Source organism: Metabacillus niabensis, assembly GCF_902829255.1.
Lineage (GTDB): Bacteria > Bacillota > Bacilli > Bacillales > Bacillaceae > Metabacillus > Metabacillus niabensis.
In genome coordinates, this window is record NZ_CADEPK010000093.1 from 1 (window position 1) to 19,709 (window position 19,709).

Consider the following 19,709-nt stretch of genomic DNA (forward strand, 5'->3'; position numbering starts at 1 on the left):
GTCTTGAAGTGTTTTTTCGAGACCTTGAACAAGATGAACTTGCAATTGTGGCAAGAAAAGCAGCAGACAAAGTTGAAATGAACGTAACAGATGAGGGGATTCAACTGTTGACGTCATATGTACGAAACGGTCGTGAAGTTGTGAATTTGATGCAAATCGCCACTGGAATGGCGTTATCAGAAGATAGAAACGAAATCACAGTTGAGGATTTAGAATGGGTTATCCATTCAAGTCAATTAACACCTAGAAATGAAAGAAAAATCAATAAAAAGCCTAAAATTGGTCTTGTGAATGGCTTGGCCGTTTATGGACCGAATACTGGAGCATTATTAGAAATAGAAGTGACAGTCATTCCTGCTGAAAAGGAAAAAGGCACAATAAATATTACTGGGATTGTAGAAGAGGAAAGCATCGGAGATCGTTCAAAATCAATTAGAAGAAAAAGTATGGCAAAAGGATCAATAGAAAATGTGATCACTGTTTTACGCTCTATGGGGGTCCAAGCTAGTGATTATGATATCCACGTAAATTTCCCAGGTGGTACACCAATCGATGGTCCATCAGCAGGAATTGCAATGGCAACAGGTATTTTCTCGGCTATTCATAAAATAGCGATCGACAATACGGTTGCTATGACTGGTGAAATAAGTATACACGGTAGTGTAAAGCCAATTGGTGGTGTCATACCGAAGATTAAAGCTGCAAAAAAGGCAGGAGCTACGACGGTGATTATCCCTGAAGAAAATATGCAGTCAATATTAAAAGAAATTGATGGGATAAAAATTGTACCTGTTTCAACATTACAGGAAGTATTCGATTTAGCTCTCGTTAACCCACCTACTGAAAGAACAAGTCCATTACGGCAAGAGCATTCTCAAATCTTTCCCCAACAGGAATCAGTATAATATTAATTGCGGACAGTCTAAAAAGAGCCTTAGTTCCCTTTGGACTGTCCGTATTTTTTATGAATTAGTAAATGATCCTGTTGTTTTACTTTTGGTGCGAAGGGGTATGTAAGTATCAGCCTCATCTCGTATTACTATTGGCCTACAAAAGGTATTATTAATAAATAACATATAAGTAAATGATCCTGTTAATCTTTTCTCGGCAATTCTTAAGTTTGTACTAAATTTTCCATTATGTGAGCTTTTTTAATTTTATAAGTTAATTCTTTTTCAAGTTGCCCATTATAGGGTATACTACCTAAATGAGGAAAGTGGTTACAAATAGACACCTGTAAAAGAATAAGATAGAATTGTACAAAGAACTAATTATTATGTCATGGAGGTATAAACGCATGGCGAAAGCAAATACACGAATTGTACCCCTCCTACCATTACGAGGCTTGTTAGTCTATCCAACAATGGTACTTCACCTTGATGTAGGAAGGGATAAATCTGTACAAGCCTTAGAAAGAGCTATGATGGATGAAAATATCATTTTCTTATCGACTCAAAAGGAAATCGCAATTGATGAGCCGAAAAAAGAGGATATATATGAAGTTGGTACGTTAACAAAAATTAAGCAAATGTTGAAATTACCTAATGGAACTATTAGAGTACTTGTCGAAGGCTTAGAGAGAGGAGAAATCCAACGCTTTGTAGAAGAAGATGAATATTATTCAGTAGAAGTTGCTATATACAAGGATCCAGAAGCAAAAAGTGTTGAAGAAGAAGCATTGATGAGAACAATGCTTGAATATTTTGAACAATACATAAAGCTTTCTAAAAAAGTGTCTTCTGAAACATATGCAACAGTGTCAGATATTAATGAACCAGGGAGAATGGCTGATATCATTACCTCTCATTTACCTTTAAAGCTTAAGGAAAAACAGGAAGTTCTAGAAACATTGGATATAAAGGAGAGACTTAACAAAGTTATCTCAATTATTCATAATGAAAAAGAAGTCCTCCAACTTGAGAAAAAAATCGGTCAGCGTGTTAAGCGTTCAATGGAGCGTACGCAAAAGGAATATTATTTGCGTGAACAGATGAAAGCTATCCAAAAAGAGCTTGGCGATAAGGAAGGTAAAGCTGGTGAGGTAACAACAATTACTGAACGGATTGAGCAAGCAGGAATGCCAGAAAATGTTAAGGTGGTAGCATTAAAAGAATTAGAAAGATATGAAAAAATCCCTTCTAGTTCTGCTGAAAGTGCGGTCATTCGCAATTACATTGAATGGTTATTATCTTTACCATGGACGAAAGCAACCGAAGATCGTCTTGATATTAATATCGCAGAACAGATTCTTGATGAAGAGCACTACGGACTTGAAAAGGTAAAGGAAAGAGTCATTGAATATTTAGCTGTCCAGCAGTTAACAAAGTCATTAAAAGGTCCAATACTATGCTTAGCAGGTCCTCCTGGAGTTGGAAAAACTTCACTAGCACGATCTGTCGCTAAGTCTTTAAATCGTAATTTTGTCCGGATTTCCCTAGGAGGTGTAAGAGACGAGTCTGAGATTCGCGGACATCGTCGCACATATGTTGGGGCAATGCCAGGGAGAATTATTCAAGGTATGAAGAAAGCAGGAACAATTAATCCAGTCTTCTTATTAGATGAAATTGATAAAATGTCTAGTGATTTTAGAGGAGATCCTTCTTCAGCATTACTTGAAGTATTAGACCCGGAACAAAATCATAGCTTCAGTGATCACTATATTGAAGAAACGTATGATTTATCAAAGGTAATGTTTATTGCAACAGCAAATAATTTAGCAACGATACCAGGACCATTACGTGACCGTATGGAGATTATTACAATTGCTGGTTATACAGAGCTTGAAAAGGTTCATATTGCGAAAGATCATTTGTTGCCTAGACAATTAGAAGAGCATGGATTAAAAAAATCTCACCTGCAAATTCGTGAAGATGCTATATTAAGTATTATCCGTTATCATACAAGAGAAGCAGGTGTACGTAGTTTAGAAAGACAGTTAGCAAAAATTTGCCGTAAAGCAGCAAAGTTAATTGTTAAAGCTGAACGTAAAAAGATTATTATTACTGATAAGAATCTACAGGACTTCTTAGGGAAAAACATTTTCCACTATGGTCAAGCAGAGTTAGAGGACCAGGTTGGTGTTGCGACAGGCTTGGCCTATACAACCGTTGGTGGTGATACATTATCAATAGAGGTTTCAGTTGCTCCCGGGAAAGGCAAGCTCATTTTAACTGGTAAACTAGGAGATGTCATGAAGGAATCAGCACAGGCAGCCTTTAGTTATATACGCTCAAGAGCTGAGGAACTTAAAATTGATGGAGATTTTCATGAGAAAAACGATATTCATATTCATGTTCCAGAAGGAGCGGTTCCGAAAGATGGTCCATCAGCAGGTATCACGATGGCAACTGCTTTGATTTCGGCTTTAACAAAAAGACCTGTCCGTAAGGAAGTAGGAATGACTGGCGAAATTACTTTAAGGGGGAGAGTCCTCCCTATCGGTGGTTTAAAGGAAAAATCATTAAGTGCTCATCGCGCGGGATTAACAAAGATTATTATCCCTAAAGAGAACGAAAAGGATTTAGATGATATTCCAGAAAGTGTTCGTAATGATCTTACGTTTGTACTCGTATCCCATCTTGATGAAGTATTAAAACATGCGTTAACAGAGGAGAAACAATGAAAGTAACAAGTTCTGAAATAGTCATTAGTGCGGTTAAGCCCGCTCAATATCCGGAAGGGGATTTACCGGAAATTGCTTTATCTGGGCGATCGAATGTCGGGAAATCCTCCTTCATTAATACTATGCTGTCTCGTAAAAATTTAGCTAGAACGTCATCAAAGCCAGGTAAAACACAAACATTGAATTTTTATATTATTAATGAAATGCTTCATTTTGTTGATGTTCCTGGATATGGGTATGCTAAGGTAAGTAAAAAAGAGCGTGAAGCGTTTGGGAAAATGATCGAAACATATATCACTACTCGTGAGCAACTACGAGCTGTTGTGCTATTAATTGATGTTCGCCATCCACCAACAAATGATGATGTACTTATGTATGGATTTTTAAAACATTACCGAATACCTGCAATTATTGTTGCGACAAAGGCAGATAAAATTCCAAAGAGTAAATGGCAAAAGCATGTAAAGGTTATAAAAGACACTTTACAAATGGAAAAAACAGATTCCTTCGTTTTATTTTCCTCTGAAACTGGTCAAGGAAAAGACGAAGCTTGGAAAATTATACTTGAATATACGGAAATTTAAGAGAGAAATTCTGGCTTGAAAAATTTCTTGAATGAAAGCCGAACATTGAAAAAAGTGAATACATTAAAAGAAAAAATCCGAACTAATATGAAAATCAAATTAGTTCGGATTTTTCTTTGGCTGAAAACCTTTTGTCCCGCCCTTGTATCGACATTGCCATTATTTATTTCTTTTTTAAAAATACAATGACAATCCCAACAATAATCAGTAAGAATGGCCAATACGTCTCAATTAACAATACAACACTTTCAACAATCGATAATGATTGAATAATGGATTGTAAGAAATGTAGGAACAAGCCAATTATCAAAAGTGATAACCCTTGTCCATAACCTGATTTCGTTTTAACTGATGTTAATAGCATTCCTATAGCTAATATAAAGAGAAACGCAGCTGGATGGTCAGGCCATCCTTGAATTTTTGTAAACAATAGAAAATGTAGTCCAAGTCCAACTAAGAGGATTCCAGGCAATATCGCTGAATTTTCCTTTTCAAAATGACCACTTATTAAAAAAACGGCACCTAATAGGATAAGTAATACTTGCCAACTATTTTGGTTTTCGAATAATTGAATATTTAATTTTTGGATAGAATAAAAAATGCCAATGGCCAAAAGAGTGATTCCTGGGAAAAGTGAAATTTTTTTCATTTTTACACCTCATTATATATGTCTTATCAATTTCATCAACTTATCTCTTCGTTACCATTAATTTGAAAATCTATATATGTAAGATGGTAAGCTGATAGGAATAAATACGCAGTCATGTGTGATATCAATCACTTGATAATATGCATATTATTTGGTATCGTACAGAGAGAATAGTTTGAGGATCGTGTCAAAACTTGTAGGTTTTCCCTGAGAAAGAATTCCTACTTAGAAAGTATTCAGGATGATAGACAGAAAGCAAGTTATCATACGAAAAAACATGGTGCTTTTGCTTATTTATCATACCATAGAGTTTCGGATACTGTTCACATTTTTGTGGAAGTGAATTTATGAATGAATGTTATACTAGATTATAAAGATCTTTGCATGTGGGGGTGTAAAGGGAAATGCATATAGTTGTTGTCGGCTTAAATTATAAAACAGCCCCTGTTGAAATTCGCGAAAAGCTTAATTTTCAACCAGATGAGCTTGCTGATGCGATGAAACAGCTAAAAAATGAAAAAAGTATACTAGAAAATGTCATTGTCTCGACCTGTAACAGGACTGAAATTTATGCAGTGGTTGATCAGCTTCATACTGGTCGTTATTATATGAAGAATTTTTTAGCAGATTGGTTTGGGATGGACAAAGAGAAGATTACTCCATACTTAACAATATATGAACAAGATGGGGCTCTTGAGCATTTATGTCGTGTTGCATGTGGCTTAGATTCAATGATACTTGGCGAAACACAAATATTAGGTCAGGTGCGCACAAGTTTTTTACTTGCTCAAGAAAATCACACAGTAGGTACAATCTTTAACCAACTGTTTAAGCAAGTCATTACATTAGCAAAAAGATCACATTCTGAAACAGAAATTGGGGCGAATGCTGTTTCAGTTAGTTACGCAGCTGTTGAACTAGCAAAAAAAATCTTTGGTGAGTTAAAGACAAAACATGTTCTTATTCTCGGAGCAGGGAAAATGGGCGAACTTGCAGCACAAAATTTACATGGTAGTGGTGTTGGACAAGTTACTGTAATGAATAGAACTTTGCAAAAGGCTGAAGAACTTGCTACTCGTTTTAATGGGGAAGCAAAGGGAATTAACGAGCTCCAATGCGCACTAATCGAAGCGGATATTTTAATTAGCTCAACAGGTGCTAAGGAGTTTGTTGTAACGAAGGAAATGATGACCCATGTAGAAAAAATGCGAAAAGGTCGTCCATTATTTATGGTGGATATCGCGGTTCCACGTGATCTAGATCCACTGCTTGCCGAATTAGAAAGTGTTTTTCTATACGATATTGATGATTTACAAGGAATTGTAGAGGCAAACTTAGAAGAACGGAAACAGGAAGCTGAAAAAATTGAACTATTGATTGAAGCGGAAATTGTTCAATTTAAACAATGGGTTAATACGCTAGGTGTTGTTCCGGTTATCTCAGCATTGCGTCAAAAGGCTTTATCTATTCAGGCTGAAACAATGCAAAGCATAGAGAGAAAATTACCTAATCTATCAGAACGTGAACGGAAAGTTTTAAATAAGCATACGAAAAGTATTATTAATCAATTGCTAAGAGATCCAATTGTTAAAGTAAAAGAATTGTCAGCAGAGGCTAATGCTGAGGAATCTTTGGAATTATTTATGAAAATCTTTAATATTGAAGAAGCTGTTGAAGAACAAGTACAAAAAGAAAGAGCGGAGAAGCAACCATTGCTTACAAATGACCGCCTTGATGTTTCACTTCAACCGTAAGTGAAAGGAACATTTTTATATGGGGATGAGTTTAACAAGGATTAATGAAGTTACGATTATTCTTTATGCATTATGTGTCCTTTTATATTTTATAGATTTTCTTAATCATAACCGGAAGGCAAAGAATATCGCCTTCTGGTTACTTTCTATTGTTTGGCTTTTACAAACAATTTTTTTATTTGCTCACATGTATGAGACAGGGAGATTTCCTGTTTTAAATGTGTTTGAAGGTTTATATTTTTATACTTGGGTTTTAGTTACTTTATCTGTTGTCTTAAATAAATTTTTGAAAGCAGAGTTCATCATCTTTTTTACGAATGTCATTGGTTTTATTATGATGGCTTTACATACTTTTGCACCTTCACAATATGTTTCAGCTGCAGTATCAAGCCAGCTTGTATCGGAACTTTTATTAATTCATATTACGATGGCAATATTATCGTACGGTGCCTTTTCTCTATCATTTGTTTTTTCGGTTTTGTATTTAATCCAATACAATTTGTTAAAGCAAAAAAAATGGGGAAAGAGACTACTTCGGATAGAAGATCTAGCAAAATTAGATCATATGTCATATGTATTAAATGTTATCGGTGTACCGATGCTGTTATTAAGTTTAATTTTAGGGAGTATTTGGGCATACATAAAGCTTGAGCAATTTTTTTGGGCTGATGCAAAGGTACTAGGTTCATTTCTAGTAATGGCAACTTATGGCTTTTATTTATATATGAGAATCGTAAAAGACTTACAAGGAAAGTCAGTGGCTTTAATGAATACGGCAGCTTTTCTTGTATTGTTAATAAATTTCTTCTTATTTGGAAGTTTATCAAGATTTCACTTTTGGGATCCATAAGAAAAGACCTGCTTAAAAAACTTAACCATTAGATATATTCATCAATCGTCAGCTTAGGAGGATATTATGCGGAAAATAATAGTTGGTTCTAGACGTAGTAAACTAGCATTAACCCAGACGAACTGGGTCATTGAGCAATTAAAAGCTTTGCAACTACCTTTTGAATTTGAAGTGAAAGAAATTGTAACAAAGGGAGATCGGATCCTTGATGTTACTTTATCTAAAGTTGGAGGTAAAGGTCTTTTCGTAAAAGAAATTGAACAAGCGATGCTAGATGGAGAAATTGATATGGCTGTACATAGTATGAAGGATATGCCAGGCGTTTTGCCAAAAGGGCTAACAATCGGGTGCGTGCCAAAGCGTGAAGATCATCGTGATGTGCTTATTTCAAAGAACGGTAAAAAACTATCAGAGCTTCCTAAAGGTGCGGTTATCGGAACTAGTAGCCTAAGAAGAAGTGCACAGCTATTAATTGAAAGACCAGATCTAGAAATTAAATGGATTAGAGGAAATATAGATACACGTCTTGAAAAGCTAAAAACGGAAGAATATGATGCGATCATTTTAGCAGCTGCAGGTTTAGCGAGAATGGGTTGGAGCAAGGACGTTGTAACGGAATTTTTAGATACGGATGTTTGCCTACCAGCAGTTGGACAAGGGGCTTTAGCAATTGAATGCCGCGAGGATGATAATGAATTACTAGGTTTACTTGAAAAGTTTACGGATGAAGCAACTCGTTTGGCAGTTGAAGCTGAAAGAGCCTTTCTTACAAAAATGGAAGGGGGCTGTCAAGTTCCCATTGCAGGCTTTGCAACAGTTAATGAAAATAAAGAAATTACCTTTACAGGGCTTATAGCATCGCCTGATGGAAAGGAAGTTTATAAAGAGCAATTAACTGATCAGAATCCTGCTGAATTAGGAGAACGAGTTTCAACGACTTTAACAAATCAAGGTGCTAAGAAATTAATAGATAAAGTAAAAGCGGAGTTAGAAAAATAATGGCTACAGGTAGTCAACCGTTAAAAGGAAAGAGAATATTAGTAACTCGAGCAAAATCTCAGGTTGAGGAATTTATGACAAAAATAGAAGCAGAGGGAGGTATTGCCCTTCCTGCTCCATTGCTTGAAGTAAAAGCAAACGTTGAAAACGAAAATCAGATAAAAGAAACAATTCATTATCTTGAAAAATATGATTGTATCGTTTTTACAAGTGCAAATGGTGTCACTTTTTTTAAATATTATTTAGATAAATGGGAGATTTCCTATAGAAATTTAAAACATTTAATTTCAGCTTCAGTTGGGAGAAAAACAAGTAAACAAATGGAACAACTCGGTTTGTCAGTGTCGATAATTCCAGAGGAGTTTGTTGCTGAAAAGCTAGTTGAGCAAATTGTTGCTAAATTACCATTAACGTCACGGATATTAGTTATTAGAGGCAATCTTGCACGTCCAGCTCTTGTCGAAGGTTTGCGAAAGCATGGTTATGAAGTAAATGATTTAATTGTATATAAGACTATTCATAACCAAGAGGAAGCAGATAAACTGAAAAAATATGTGAAAAATAATGAACTTGATTATATCACGTTTACAAGCTCATCAACTGTAGATAGTTTTATGAAGATATTTAAGGAAAAGGGAGTTTTTGATAACCTACATAACATTATCTTTATATGCATCGGTCCAATTACGTATAAAACGTTAAAGGAATATGGTTTAAAAGGATATATGGCTGCTTCCTATACAATAGAGGACATGATTAAGCTAATGGTTGAGCTTGAACAGAATAAGGAGGATTTTTAATGGATATTCAATTTAAAAGACATCGAAGATTACGTAGTAGCGCCAATATGAGAGCCTTATTAAGGGAAACACATCTTCGTGCAGAGGATTTTATTTATCCTTTATTTGTTGTTGAGGGGATGAACCAGCGAAATGAAGTTGCTTCAATGCCTGGTGTTTACCATTTATCTTTAGATTTATTAAATGCTGAGATTGAAGAAATCGTATCTTTAGGAATCAAATCAATCATATTATTTGGTGTTCCAGATGCTGAGCAAAAAGATGAGTGTGGAACACAAGCTTTTCACGATCATGGAATTGTACAACGTGCAACTAGACAAGTAAAAGAAGCATTTCCTGAACTGCTCGTAGTTGCTGATACATGTCTTTGTGAATACACAGACCATGGACACTGTGGAATTGTTGAGAATGGCGAAGTATTAAATGACCAATCTCTCGAATTGTTAGCACGAACAGCTGTAAGTCAGGCAAAGGCTGGAGCTGATATTATTGCTCCATCTAATATGATGGATGGATTTGTTGCTGCAATTCGTAAAGGATTAGATGAAGCAGGCTTTGAACATATTCCAATCATGTCTTACGCTGTGAAATATTCTAGTGCCTTTTATGGTCCTTTTCGTGATGCTGCTCAAAGTACACCACAGTTTGGTGACCGGAAAACATATCAAATGGACCCTGCAAACCGTGATGAAGCATTACGTGAAGCACAGTCAGACATTGAAGAAGGAGCAGACTTTTTAATTGTTAAACCAGCACTCTCTTATTTAGATATAATTAGAGATGTGAAAAACAACTTTAACCTTCCAATCGTTGCTTATAATGTTAGTGGAGAATATTCAATGATAAAAGCAGCAGCTTTAAATGGTTGGATTGATGAGAAGGCAACTGTTATGGAAATGTTAATTGGAATGAAGCGCGCAGGAACAGATTTAATTATTACGTACTTTGCCAAAGATGTTGCACGATGGTTAAAAGAAGAAAAGTAAACTAGCCTTTTTATTCACGATGAAAGTAGGAGGGGATTTACAATGAGAAGCTATGCAAAAAGCGAGAAGGCGTTTGAAGAAGCGAAGGGGTTAATGCCCGGGGGAGTAAATAGCCCTGTTCGTGCCTTTAAATCAGTTGGAATGAATCCGATTTTTATGGATCATGGAAAAGGTGCAAAAATATATGATATTGATGGAAATGAATATATTGATTACGTTTTATCATGGGGGCCATTAATTCACGGTCATTCCCACGACACAGTCGTTGAAGCAATCAAAAAGGTAGTTGAATCAGGGACAAGCTTTGGTGCACCTACAATAATCGAAAATGAATTAGCTAAGCTAGTTATTGAAAGAGTCCCTTCAATTGAAATTGTAAGAATGGTTAGCTCTGGTACAGAGGCTACAATGAGTGCATTGCGTTTAGCTCGGGGTTATACTGGACGAAATAAAATTATAAAGTTTGAAGGCTGTTATCATGGACATGGAGATTCCTTGTTAATTAAAGCAGGATCAGGGGTCGCTACTTTAGGGTTACCAGATAGTCCTGGTGTTCCTGAAGGAATTGCCCAAAATACAATTACGGTTCCATATAATGACTTGGAGAGCATTCGTTACGCATTTGAACAATTCGGTGAAGATATTGCATGTATTATCGTTGAGCCTGTGGCAGGAAATATGGGAGTAGTTCCCCCAATTCCAGGATTTTTAGAAGGGTTACGAGAGATAACAACAAAGTATGGGGCATTATTAATATTTGATGAAGTAATGACAGGCTTCCGTGTTGATTACGGATGTGCTCAAGATTACTTTGGAGTCACACCTGACATTACTTGCTTAGGTAAAGTTATTGGTGGAGGCTTACCAGTGGGTGCATATGGTGGGAAAGCGGAAATTATGGAGCAAATAGCACCTAGTGGCCCGATCTATCAAGCGGGAACATTATCTGGAAATCCACTTGCAATGACAGCAGGATATGAAACATTAAAACTTTTAACAAGGGATTCATATAAAGAATTTAAGCGAAAAGCTGATCGGTTAGAAGAGGGATTATCAAAAGCTGCAAAAGAGTTTGAAATTCCGCATACAATTAATCGTGCCGGTTCAATGATTGGTTTCTTCTTTACAAATGAAGAGGTAATCAATTATGATAAGGCAAAAACTTCTAATCTTGATTATTTTGCAAGATATTATCGGAAAATGGCAAATCAAGGTGTATTCCTTCCTCCATCACAATTTGAAGGATTATTTTTGTCGACTGCACATACAGATGAAGATATTAATTTTACTATTGAAGCGGCTAGAAATGCATTTTCTGAACTAAAATAAAGCAATAAAGGAAGAGGCCTTACACGGTTTGAACGTGTAAGGCCTTTTTTTATTGTTAAAAAGGAATCTAAATAAGATTGTAATCATATTTTGTTCATTTCAATCATACATCTGTATTGTCAAAGCTTTTTGGGAATGAGTACGGAGTTACTTAAAATGTTAGGGCAAGTTTTCCTTTGACTGTTTAGTGGGAATCTCCTAAACAAATGTTAGAACCCTAAGAAATATGTATGTCTTTTTTCTTTTGGCTATGTTAAAGGTTATTGTTGTTTTATTGTAGTTTGTTGGTTAGAGAGGAGGATATGAAACTCCTACTTAGAGAGCGTGTCAATACGGAGACCCTACAGGCAGCTCCCGGACCGCCCGCGGAAATCAACAACCAAGTTTAACAGAGCAATACTTTTTCCTTAAGCATTAACACAAACTTATGTGTCCATTGTTAGTCGTCGATTTGAAAGGAGGAATTTTTTTGTCGCAGGAACAAAATCAATTACGGTTTTCAGTAGAAGAATCAGTTTGGTTTCAAAAGGGACAGGAAGTATCTGATCTACTTTCTATTTCATTAGATCCAGATATCTCGATTCATGAACATGATCAATATGTTTCAATTCGAGGTGCTCTTCAACTTTCAGGGGAATACATGATTGCAGAAAATGCTACTCCTTCAGAGCAGTTTGAATATGCTAATGTTCGTTATGTAAATGAGGTGCAAACAGGAGAAGATGGTGTTAGTATGTTAACTCATCGCTTTCCAGTTGATATTACAATACCACGAAATCGTATTGATAATTTAGAAGAGGTATATGTATCGATTGAATCATTTGATTATGAAATTCCAGATATAAAATGTTTAAAGCTTGTAGCAGATTTATCAATTAGTGGGATCGTTAATGAACAACCCCGAGACCAAGGTACTTCTCTCGAGCATGCTGAAGAAGCAACTAACATTGAAGAAGAAATAGAAGAGGAAGATCAAATCCCTGAACCGCTTTATCGAGAAAAAAAGGAAGACCAACAAGATGATCCGATACTTGAAAAAAGGGAAAACCCACAAGATGATCCGATACTTGAAAAAGAGGAAAATCCTTTCTTATCACTTTATCATGAAACCTCTAAGGAAGAGGACAAATTAGAAAAATTAGCTGTTGTTGATGATGAAATTGCTGAGGAAGCATCAATTCAACAAATAAGAAACGAAAATGATCAAGAAACTGCCCAAGAAAAAGATGAAATAAGTGGCCAACAACAAGAAGAAAGCGTCGATGATTCTCAAAAAGACGAAACAGAATTCAATGTAGCTGAACTAGAAGAAGAAAAGCTTCCATCACAAGAAACGAATGATGAACTTTTTGAGCCTGCAACAGTAGAGGTTAGACAACAACAGGAATCTGTTTCTGAAGAACCACAAGAAATTCAATATGCATTTTTCTCAAAAACAGAGGAAGAAGATGAAATTTCAGATCAACAAGATGATGAAGAAAATATCCGAGAGGAAGACAATACAAAGGACGCCCATTATTTAACAAGTCTATTTGCACGTGATGAGGAAGAAGATTTTACAAGAGTGAAGATGTGTATCGTACAACAAGGTGACACGATGGAACAAATTTGTGAAAGATACGATATTTCTGTGCAACAGCTTATTCGTGTAAATAATTTTCATGCAGATCAGGATATTTACGAAGGGCAAATCCTTTATATACCAGACTATTCCGTATCTAAGTAATACAAAACAAAAACAGTATGGGACGTCGTTTCCTTTACTGTTTTTTTCTTTAAAAATGAAGTTTATAAAAGGACAATTGGCAATTTATAATTTTAATCTCAATTGAAGATTTGAGGTGTATCTCCTTTGGACATCCAACAAGACGAACTAAACTCAATCTTACAGGACTATGAAATTATTCCTGAATATACTGAGGCTTTAAGTAAAAAGGCGCTCAAAGTTCATACGAGTAAAGGCAATTACGTACTTAAAAGGTTAGCAAAACCATCGAATCACCAATTCGTTCAATCGTTTCTAACATTAAATCAACATCGCTATACAAGCTATGTTCCGATTGTAAATAATAAATATCAACAATCTCTCTCAAAGCTAGGGAATGACTATTATTATATTATGCCATGGCTACCAAATGATTATAATGAGGAGCTTGATGCACGTCATCAGTATTTATTTAAAGAACTTGCAGCTTTGCATCATCGAACAGAAGTAGAAAGAAAGTTACAAGCTCAAGAGGCAGAAAATCATTACACAAAAATGATAAAAAAATGGGAAGAAGATAAGGAATTTTATGAACGCTTTGTAGAACATTGTGAACAGAAGCTATATCTGTCACCATTTGAACTACAAGCAGTCACTTATTTCATTGAAGTAAGTCGAGCGATTGAATTTTCTGCAAAAAAACTGAAGGAATGGTCTGAGTCAATGGAGAATAAAGAGAAATCTCGAATTGTTCTCACCCATGGGAAAATATCTGCTCATCATTTTTTGTATGATAAAGATGGTACTGGCTACTTATCTAATTTTGAGGATGCTAAATACGCTTCACCCATTGATGATTTACTTCTATTTATGTATCGAACATCGAAAACATTTCCAACCCAATGTCAGGACTGTGTCAATTGGTTTTATACGTACCAGAATAACTATCCTTTTAAAGAGGATGAAATGCTGTTATTCCTTAGCTATTTAGCATATCCACAACGAATTTGTCAGTTAATCAAACAGTGTGTAAAGAATCCAAGTAAATATTCTGAATTAGAGAAGAATAAGAGATTAATAAGAGCTTATTGGCATTTTAAAAATATTGAATATTTAGTAATGAAAATTTCTGAGGTCGAAGAAAAAAAGAAGCTTGAAGCAGCAGAAGCTTAAATTCCTATAATATGAAAGAGGGACTGTCCCCACACAGTCTCTCTTCATTCGTTTTCTCGTAGTTTTGTCTCTATTTTACTATGAGTTAAATCCAATCAAACCGCAAAGCAATTGCTAAAATAATTAATAAGCCTAATAAAAGGACGTCAAAAGATGTTGGAAAAAAGACTGTACGAATTCCTTGGAAAATTGTTAAAGGAATGATGATTTGAACCCCTACATCCCTAATTTGCTTAACCCATGGTGGAAGTGTATAAGGATTATATCTCCGTTTCATAACGCAACCCTCCTAAATTTTCCGAAACGCTTTATAATGAGCTCACAATTCTTTTGAATTTACATAAAATAATGTCAACAAGTTCGTTTGCTTTTGTCTTAATTTGTATTATTAAAATATGCTAGTAGGCTTAGGGAAGTGCCTGTATGAAAGAATAGAAATTTGGCGAAAATATTGACGAAAAAAAGTTTTTTCTAGTAATATAGAGTGTAGATGAAATTTACATAACTTATAAACGTTGAATGGGAAGAGTACAATGGATATCACTTTACAGAGAGAGAAATCATTTGCTGAAAGATTTCTTATGATGATACTTTGGAAGGTCGCCCAGGAGTTGCTTCTTTGAAGATAGTAAAAGAAGCCGGTTTTTACCGTTATAAATGTTGAGTGCATAGGCAAGTTATATGAGTAACCATATGTCTATGAAAAAAGGTGGTACCGCGAAATTTTCTCCTTTCGTCCTTTTAAGGGATGGAAGGAGTTTTTATTTTGTGTAAATATAGTTCCATCTATAAATATGAAACATGATGAAGGAGGATATGTTGATGGAAAACAATCAAAATCAACGAGAATTACCAACTAAATATGACCCACAGACGATTGAAAAGAATCGCTACTCATTTTGGCTAGAAGGGAAGTACTTTGAAGCAACAGGTGATCAAAATAAGCAACCATATACAGTTGTTATTCCACCACCAAATGTGACGGGAAAACTTCATCTCGGTCATGCTTGGGATACTACGCTGCAAGATATTGTGACACGTATGAAAAGGATGCAAGGCTATGATGTCCTTTGGTTGCCTGGAATGGACCATGCTGGGATTGCAACACAAGCAAAGGTGGAAGCTAAGCTACGTGAAGAAGGAAAATCACGATATGATTTAGGTAGAGAAAAATTTGTTGAAGAAACATGGAAATGGAAAGAGGAATATGCAGGTCATATTCGTGAGCAATGGGCGAAAGTAGGACTTGGATTAGATTACTCACGTGAACGTTTCACACTTGATGAAGGCTTATCAAAGGCTGTTCGTGAAGTATTTGTATCCCTTTATAATAAAGGCCTTATTTATCGTGGCGAATATATTATCAACTGGGATCCACAAACAAAAACAGCTTTATCAGATATTGAAGTAATATATAAAGATGTTCAAGGTGCATTCTACCATATGCGTTATCCGTTAGCAGATGGTTCGGGCTCTATTGAAATTGCTACTACTAGACCAGAAACAATGCTTGGAGATACTGCGGTTGCTGTTCATCCAGAAGATGAACGGTACAAACATTTAATTGGAAAAAAAGTAATCTTACCGATTGTTGGTCGTGAAATTCCAATTGTTGGTGATGATTATGTAGATATGGAATTCGGTTCAGGTGCAGTAAAAATTACTCCTGCTCATGATCCAAATGACTTTGAAGTTGGAAACCGTCATAACCTCGAGCGCATTCTTGTGATGAACGAAGATGGAACAATGAATGAAAACGCAGGTATATACAATGGACTTGACCGCTTTGAGTGTCGTAAAAAAATAGTGAAAGATCTACAAGAGCAAGGTGTGTTATTTAAAATTGAAGAGCATCTTCATTCTGTAGGACATAGTGAAAGAAGCGGAGCAGTTGTCGAACCGTATCTTTCAACTCAATGGTTTGTAAAAATGCAGCCTTTAGCAGATGAAGCAATTAAGCTTCAACAAGCAGAAGAAGAAAAGGTGAATTTTGTTCCAGACAGATTTGAAAAAACTTATATGCGTTGGATGGAGAATATCCGTGATTGGTGTATTTCTCGACAATTATGGTGGGGACACCGTATTCCAGCATGGTACCATAAAGAAACAGGAGAGGTATATGTTAATCAAGAACCGCCTGCAGATATAGAAAATTGGGAGCAGGATAAAGATGTGCTTGACACGTGGTTTAGTTCAGCTCTTTGGCCGTTTTCTACAATGGGCTGGCCAGATACAGATTCAGCTGATTACAAACGCTATTATCCAACAGACGTATTAGTAACAGGGTATGACATTATTTTCTTCTGGGTTTCAAGAATGATTTTCCAAGGTCTTGAATTTACTGGCAAACGTCCTTTTAAAGATGTATTAATTCATGGACTTGTTCGCGATGAACAAGGACGGAAAATGAGTAAATCATTAGGTAATGGTGTCGATCCGATGGAGGTTATTGATAAATACGGGGCTGACTCCTTACGTTACTTCTTATCAACAGGAAGCTCACCAGGTCAAGATTTACGCTTTAGTCATGAAAAGGTAGAATCAACTTGGAATTTTGCGAATAAAATTTGGAATGCCTCACGTTTTGCGTTAATGAATATGGATGGTTTAACATTTGAAGAAATCGATATTACTGGTGAAAAATCAGTCGCTGATAAATGGATTTTAACTCGACTAAATGAAACGATTGAAAATGTTACAAGTCTTGCTGATAAATATGAATTTGGTGAAATCGGTAGACTTCTCTACAATTTCATTTGGGATGATTTCTGTGATTGGTATATTGAAATGGCGAAATTGCCATTATACGGAGAGGATGAAGCTGCGAAAAAGACAACTCGCTCAATCCTTGCTTATGTATTAGATAACACAATGAGATTGTTACATCCATTCATGCCATTTATTACTGAGGAAATCTGGCAGTCACTTCCACATGAAGGCGAGTCAATTACGATAGCAAAATGGCCTACTGTTAATCCTGAACTTACCGATCAACAGGCAGCTAATGAAATGAAATTATTAGTTGAAGTCATTCGCTCTGTACGAAATATTCGCGCAGAAGTGAATACTCCGATGAGTAAGCAAATTGAAATGACGATTAAAGCAAAAGACGAGTACATTGTTAGTCAGCTTGTAACAAATCGATCATATGTTGAACGGTTCTGTAATACAAGCTCGTTAACAATTGCAACAGATATTACTTCAACAGATAAATCAATGACAGCTGTTGTTACTGGTGCGGAGATTATATTACCGTTGGAAGGGCTCATCAATATCGATGAAGAAATTAAACGACTTGAAAAGGAAAAAGAAAAGCTTGATAAAGAGGTCGAACGTGTTCAGAAAAAGCTTGGAAACGAAGGCTTCTTGAAAAAGGCTCCTGAAAAGGTAATCGAAGAAGAAAAGGCAAAGGAAAAAGATTATATCGAAAAACGTGATATTGTCATTGCAAGAATTGAGGAACTAAGAGGTTAATTGTATAAAAGTCGGGTGAGTCAATGACTCACCCGACTTTTACTAAGTAAATATAAAGGTGGCATCATTAATTATGTTTGCAAATTATGATGAAGCAATTAATTGGATCCATTCACGATTAAAATTTGGTGTAAAGCCTGGCTTAAAACGAATGGAATGGTTTTTAGAAAAATACAACCATCCAGAAGAAAACTTACAAATTATCCATGTAGCTGGAACAAATGGAAAAGGATCGACTATCTCATATATGCGCCATATGTTAATGGAGGCAGGATATAAAGTAGGTACTTTTACTTCTCCATATATAGAGCTTTTTAATGAACGAATAAGTGTTAATGGCCAACCAATATCTGATGAAGCAATGCTTTCACTTGTTAATGAAATTAAGCCATATGTAGAACAGATTGAGCAAACCGAACTTGGTAGTCCAACTGAGTTTGAAGTCATTACAATGATGATGTATCTTTATTTCGGAAAATACAATCAACCAGATTTTTTACTGCTAGAAACAGGACTTGGTGGAAGACTTGACTCAACGAATGTCATCAACCATCCTTTATTATCGATAATTACAAATGTTGGATATGATCATATGAACATATTAGGGAATACGATCGAAGAAATTGCCGCAGAAAAGGCAGGAATTATTAAAAGTGGTGTTCCAGTTTTTACAGCAATTGAAAATGAAAATGGTATACAAGTAGTTAAAGATGTGGCTAAAAGAAAAAATGCACCATTATTTATTTATGGAACAGATTTTAATATCGTTAAACATCAGCTTCATCGAAATGGAGAATTATTTTCATTAGAAACATCATCGTATGTCTACGATGATGTGCTAATTACGATGAAAGGTGAACACCAAACTAAAAACGCAGCACTTGCCATTTCGGCAATTGATTATTTAAAACGGAAAAATATAGTGAATATAAATGAAATGCAGCTAAAAACAGCTCTTGAGAAAACAAATTGGATTGGTAGATTTGAGAAAGTATATGATAATCCTGAAGTAATTATTGATGGAGCACATAATATCGAAGGGATTGAAAGCCTCGTTTCAACTTTAAAAAGACATTATGGGAATAGAAATATTCACTTTTTAGTTAGTATTTTAAATGATAAAAATTATGAAGAAATGATCCATTTGTTAACGAGGATAGCTACTTCCATGCATTTTACCTCCTTTGACTTTCCACGAGCTGCAAAAGCAAGTGAACTATATTCAGTTTGTGAATTGGGAAATAAAAGTTATTCGGATGATTGGGTGGAGAAGATACAAAATCTGTTAAAGATATATGAAAATAGAGGAGATGACTTAATTGTAGTAGTCGGTTCTCTTTATTTTATATCTCACATTCGTAATTATTTTTATGAAAAAAACAATTGGAAAAATATTCCTCTTTAACAATTTTTGTCTATTAAAAATTATTTCCCACGAAATAAGAAGATAGGGATATAAACGAAAAGTAAGCTAGTATTAATAGCTTGCTTTTTTGTTATGTATAGTAGAATTATAAAATTTTTTATATAGTTTTCATTTAGTTATATTATATTGTGGCTAGTTGAAACATATGCTTTTAGAGAAGAAGGAAAATTCGAAGCTCGGGAACATAGTTTTAGTAATCATTATGTAATAAGAAGTTGTTACTAGTTTTCATTTATACTCATATTCACGATGGATATAAAACAACTTTTACTAGGGATAATATTATGCAAATGACCACAATATAGTGGAATATTAATTAATGAAAAAGAATGAATACAATACATATATAAAGTCTATT

Annotated in this window: 15 protein-coding genes and 1 other annotated feature; of the genes, 13 read left to right on the forward strand and 2 right to left on the reverse strand. The window is 35.3% G+C overall.

Translation table 11 applies throughout. The features are described 5' to 3' along the window. The 3 genes from HU235_RS09365 to yihA form a co-directional block, all read left to right on the forward strand. The coding region (locus HU235_RS09365; RefSeq protein ID WP_325100937.1) for a S16 family serine protease at window positions 1-905 on the forward strand (905 nt) is incomplete at its 5' end. Between the two features lie 392 nt (window positions 906-1,297). Continuing rightward, complete coding sequence (gene lon / locus HU235_RS09370; protein ID WP_145582180.1) at window positions 1,298-3,622, forward strand: endopeptidase La; 2,325 nt, start codon at window positions 1,298-1,300, stop codon at window positions 3,620-3,622. Next, window positions 3,619-4,206 carry a ribosome biogenesis GTP-binding protein YihA/YsxC gene (gene yihA / locus HU235_RS09375; RefSeq protein WP_095300586.1) on the forward strand — a complete coding sequence of 196 codons (588 nt, stop codon included), beginning with the start codon at window positions 3,619-3,621 and terminating at the stop codon, window positions 4,204-4,206. Before lon ends, yihA begins: the two co-directional genes overlap by 4 nt. Before the next feature lie 163 nt (window positions 4,207-4,369). Here the strand turns inward: yihA and HU235_RS09380 are convergent, their stop codons facing one another. Next, complete coding sequence (locus tag HU235_RS09380) at window positions 4,370-4,855, reverse strand: LiaI-LiaF-like domain-containing protein (RefSeq protein ID WP_145582179.1); 486 nt, start codon at window positions 4,853-4,855, stop codon at window positions 4,370-4,372. Between the two features lie 404 nt (window positions 4,856-5,259). Here HU235_RS09380 and hemA point away from each other — a divergent pair, with 404 nt between their 5' ends. The 8 genes from hemA (at window position 5,260) to ysxE (ending at window position 14,451) form a co-directional block, all read left to right on the forward strand. Next, entirely contained in the window at window positions 5,260-6,609 is a 1,350-nt protein-coding gene (gene hemA, locus HU235_RS09385; RefSeq protein ID WP_174880047.1) for a glutamyl-tRNA reductase, read from the forward strand. A gap of 19 nt (window positions 6,610-6,628) precedes the next feature. Then, a complete protein-coding gene (locus tag HU235_RS09390) occupies window positions 6,629-7,459 on the forward strand; it encodes a cytochrome C assembly family protein (RefSeq protein ID WP_174880048.1) in 831 nt (276 codons plus the stop codon). 66 nt (window positions 7,460-7,525) lie between these two features. Further along, complete coding sequence (gene hemC, locus HU235_RS09395; RefSeq protein WP_095300582.1) at window positions 7,526-8,458, forward strand: hydroxymethylbilane synthase; 933 nt, start codon at window positions 7,526-7,528, stop codon at window positions 8,456-8,458. Beyond that, a complete protein-coding gene (locus tag HU235_RS09400; protein WP_174880049.1) occupies window positions 8,458-9,258 on the forward strand; it encodes a uroporphyrinogen-III synthase in 801 nt (266 codons plus the stop codon). The genes hemC and HU235_RS09400 overlap by 1 nt, the downstream gene beginning before the upstream one ends. Then, on the forward strand, window positions 9,258-10,244 hold the full coding sequence (hemB, locus tag HU235_RS09405; protein WP_145582174.1) for a porphobilinogen synthase: 987 nt from the start codon (window positions 9,258-9,260) through the stop codon (window positions 10,242-10,244). Before HU235_RS09400 ends, hemB begins: the two co-directional genes overlap by 1 nt. A 42-nt stretch (window positions 10,245-10,286) precedes the next feature. Then, complete coding sequence (gene hemL / locus HU235_RS09410; RefSeq protein ID WP_174880050.1) at window positions 10,287-11,573, forward strand: glutamate-1-semialdehyde 2,1-aminomutase; 1,287 nt, start codon at window positions 10,287-10,289, stop codon at window positions 11,571-11,573. Window positions 11,574-12,042: 469 nt separating this feature from the next. Continuing rightward, window positions 12,043-13,299, forward strand: a complete 1,257-nt coding sequence (spoVID, locus tag HU235_RS09415; protein WP_174880051.1) for a stage VI sporulation protein D — start codon at window positions 12,043-12,045, stop codon at window positions 13,297-13,299. A gap of 126 nt (window positions 13,300-13,425) precedes the next feature. Then, window positions 13,426-14,451 carry a spore coat protein YsxE gene (gene ysxE, locus HU235_RS09420; protein WP_095302381.1) on the forward strand — a complete coding sequence of 342 codons (1,026 nt, stop codon included), beginning with the start codon at window positions 13,426-13,428 and terminating at the stop codon, window positions 14,449-14,451. Between the two features lie 85 nt (window positions 14,452-14,536). On the opposite strand, the gene HU235_RS09425 is transcribed toward ysxE, so the two are convergent. Beyond that, on the reverse strand, window positions 14,537-14,728 hold the full coding sequence (locus tag HU235_RS09425) for a hypothetical protein (protein ID WP_095302382.1): 192 nt from the start codon (window positions 14,726-14,728) through the stop codon (window positions 14,537-14,539). A gap of 229 nt (window positions 14,729-14,957) precedes the next feature. Next, window positions 14,958-15,195: a binding site (T-box leader), on the forward strand. Between the two features lie 78 nt (window positions 15,196-15,273). Here HU235_RS09425 and HU235_RS09430 point away from each other — a divergent pair. Next, window positions 15,274-17,925: a valine--tRNA ligase gene (locus HU235_RS09430; RefSeq protein ID WP_095302383.1), complete on the forward strand. Its 2,652-nt coding sequence runs from the start codon at window positions 15,274-15,276 to the stop codon at window positions 17,923-17,925. 73 nt (window positions 17,926-17,998) lie between these two features. Beyond that, entirely contained in the window at window positions 17,999-19,330 is a 1,332-nt protein-coding gene (locus tag HU235_RS09435; protein ID WP_174880052.1) for a bifunctional folylpolyglutamate synthase/dihydrofolate synthase, read from the forward strand. Window positions 19,331-19,709: the final 379 nt, after the last annotated feature.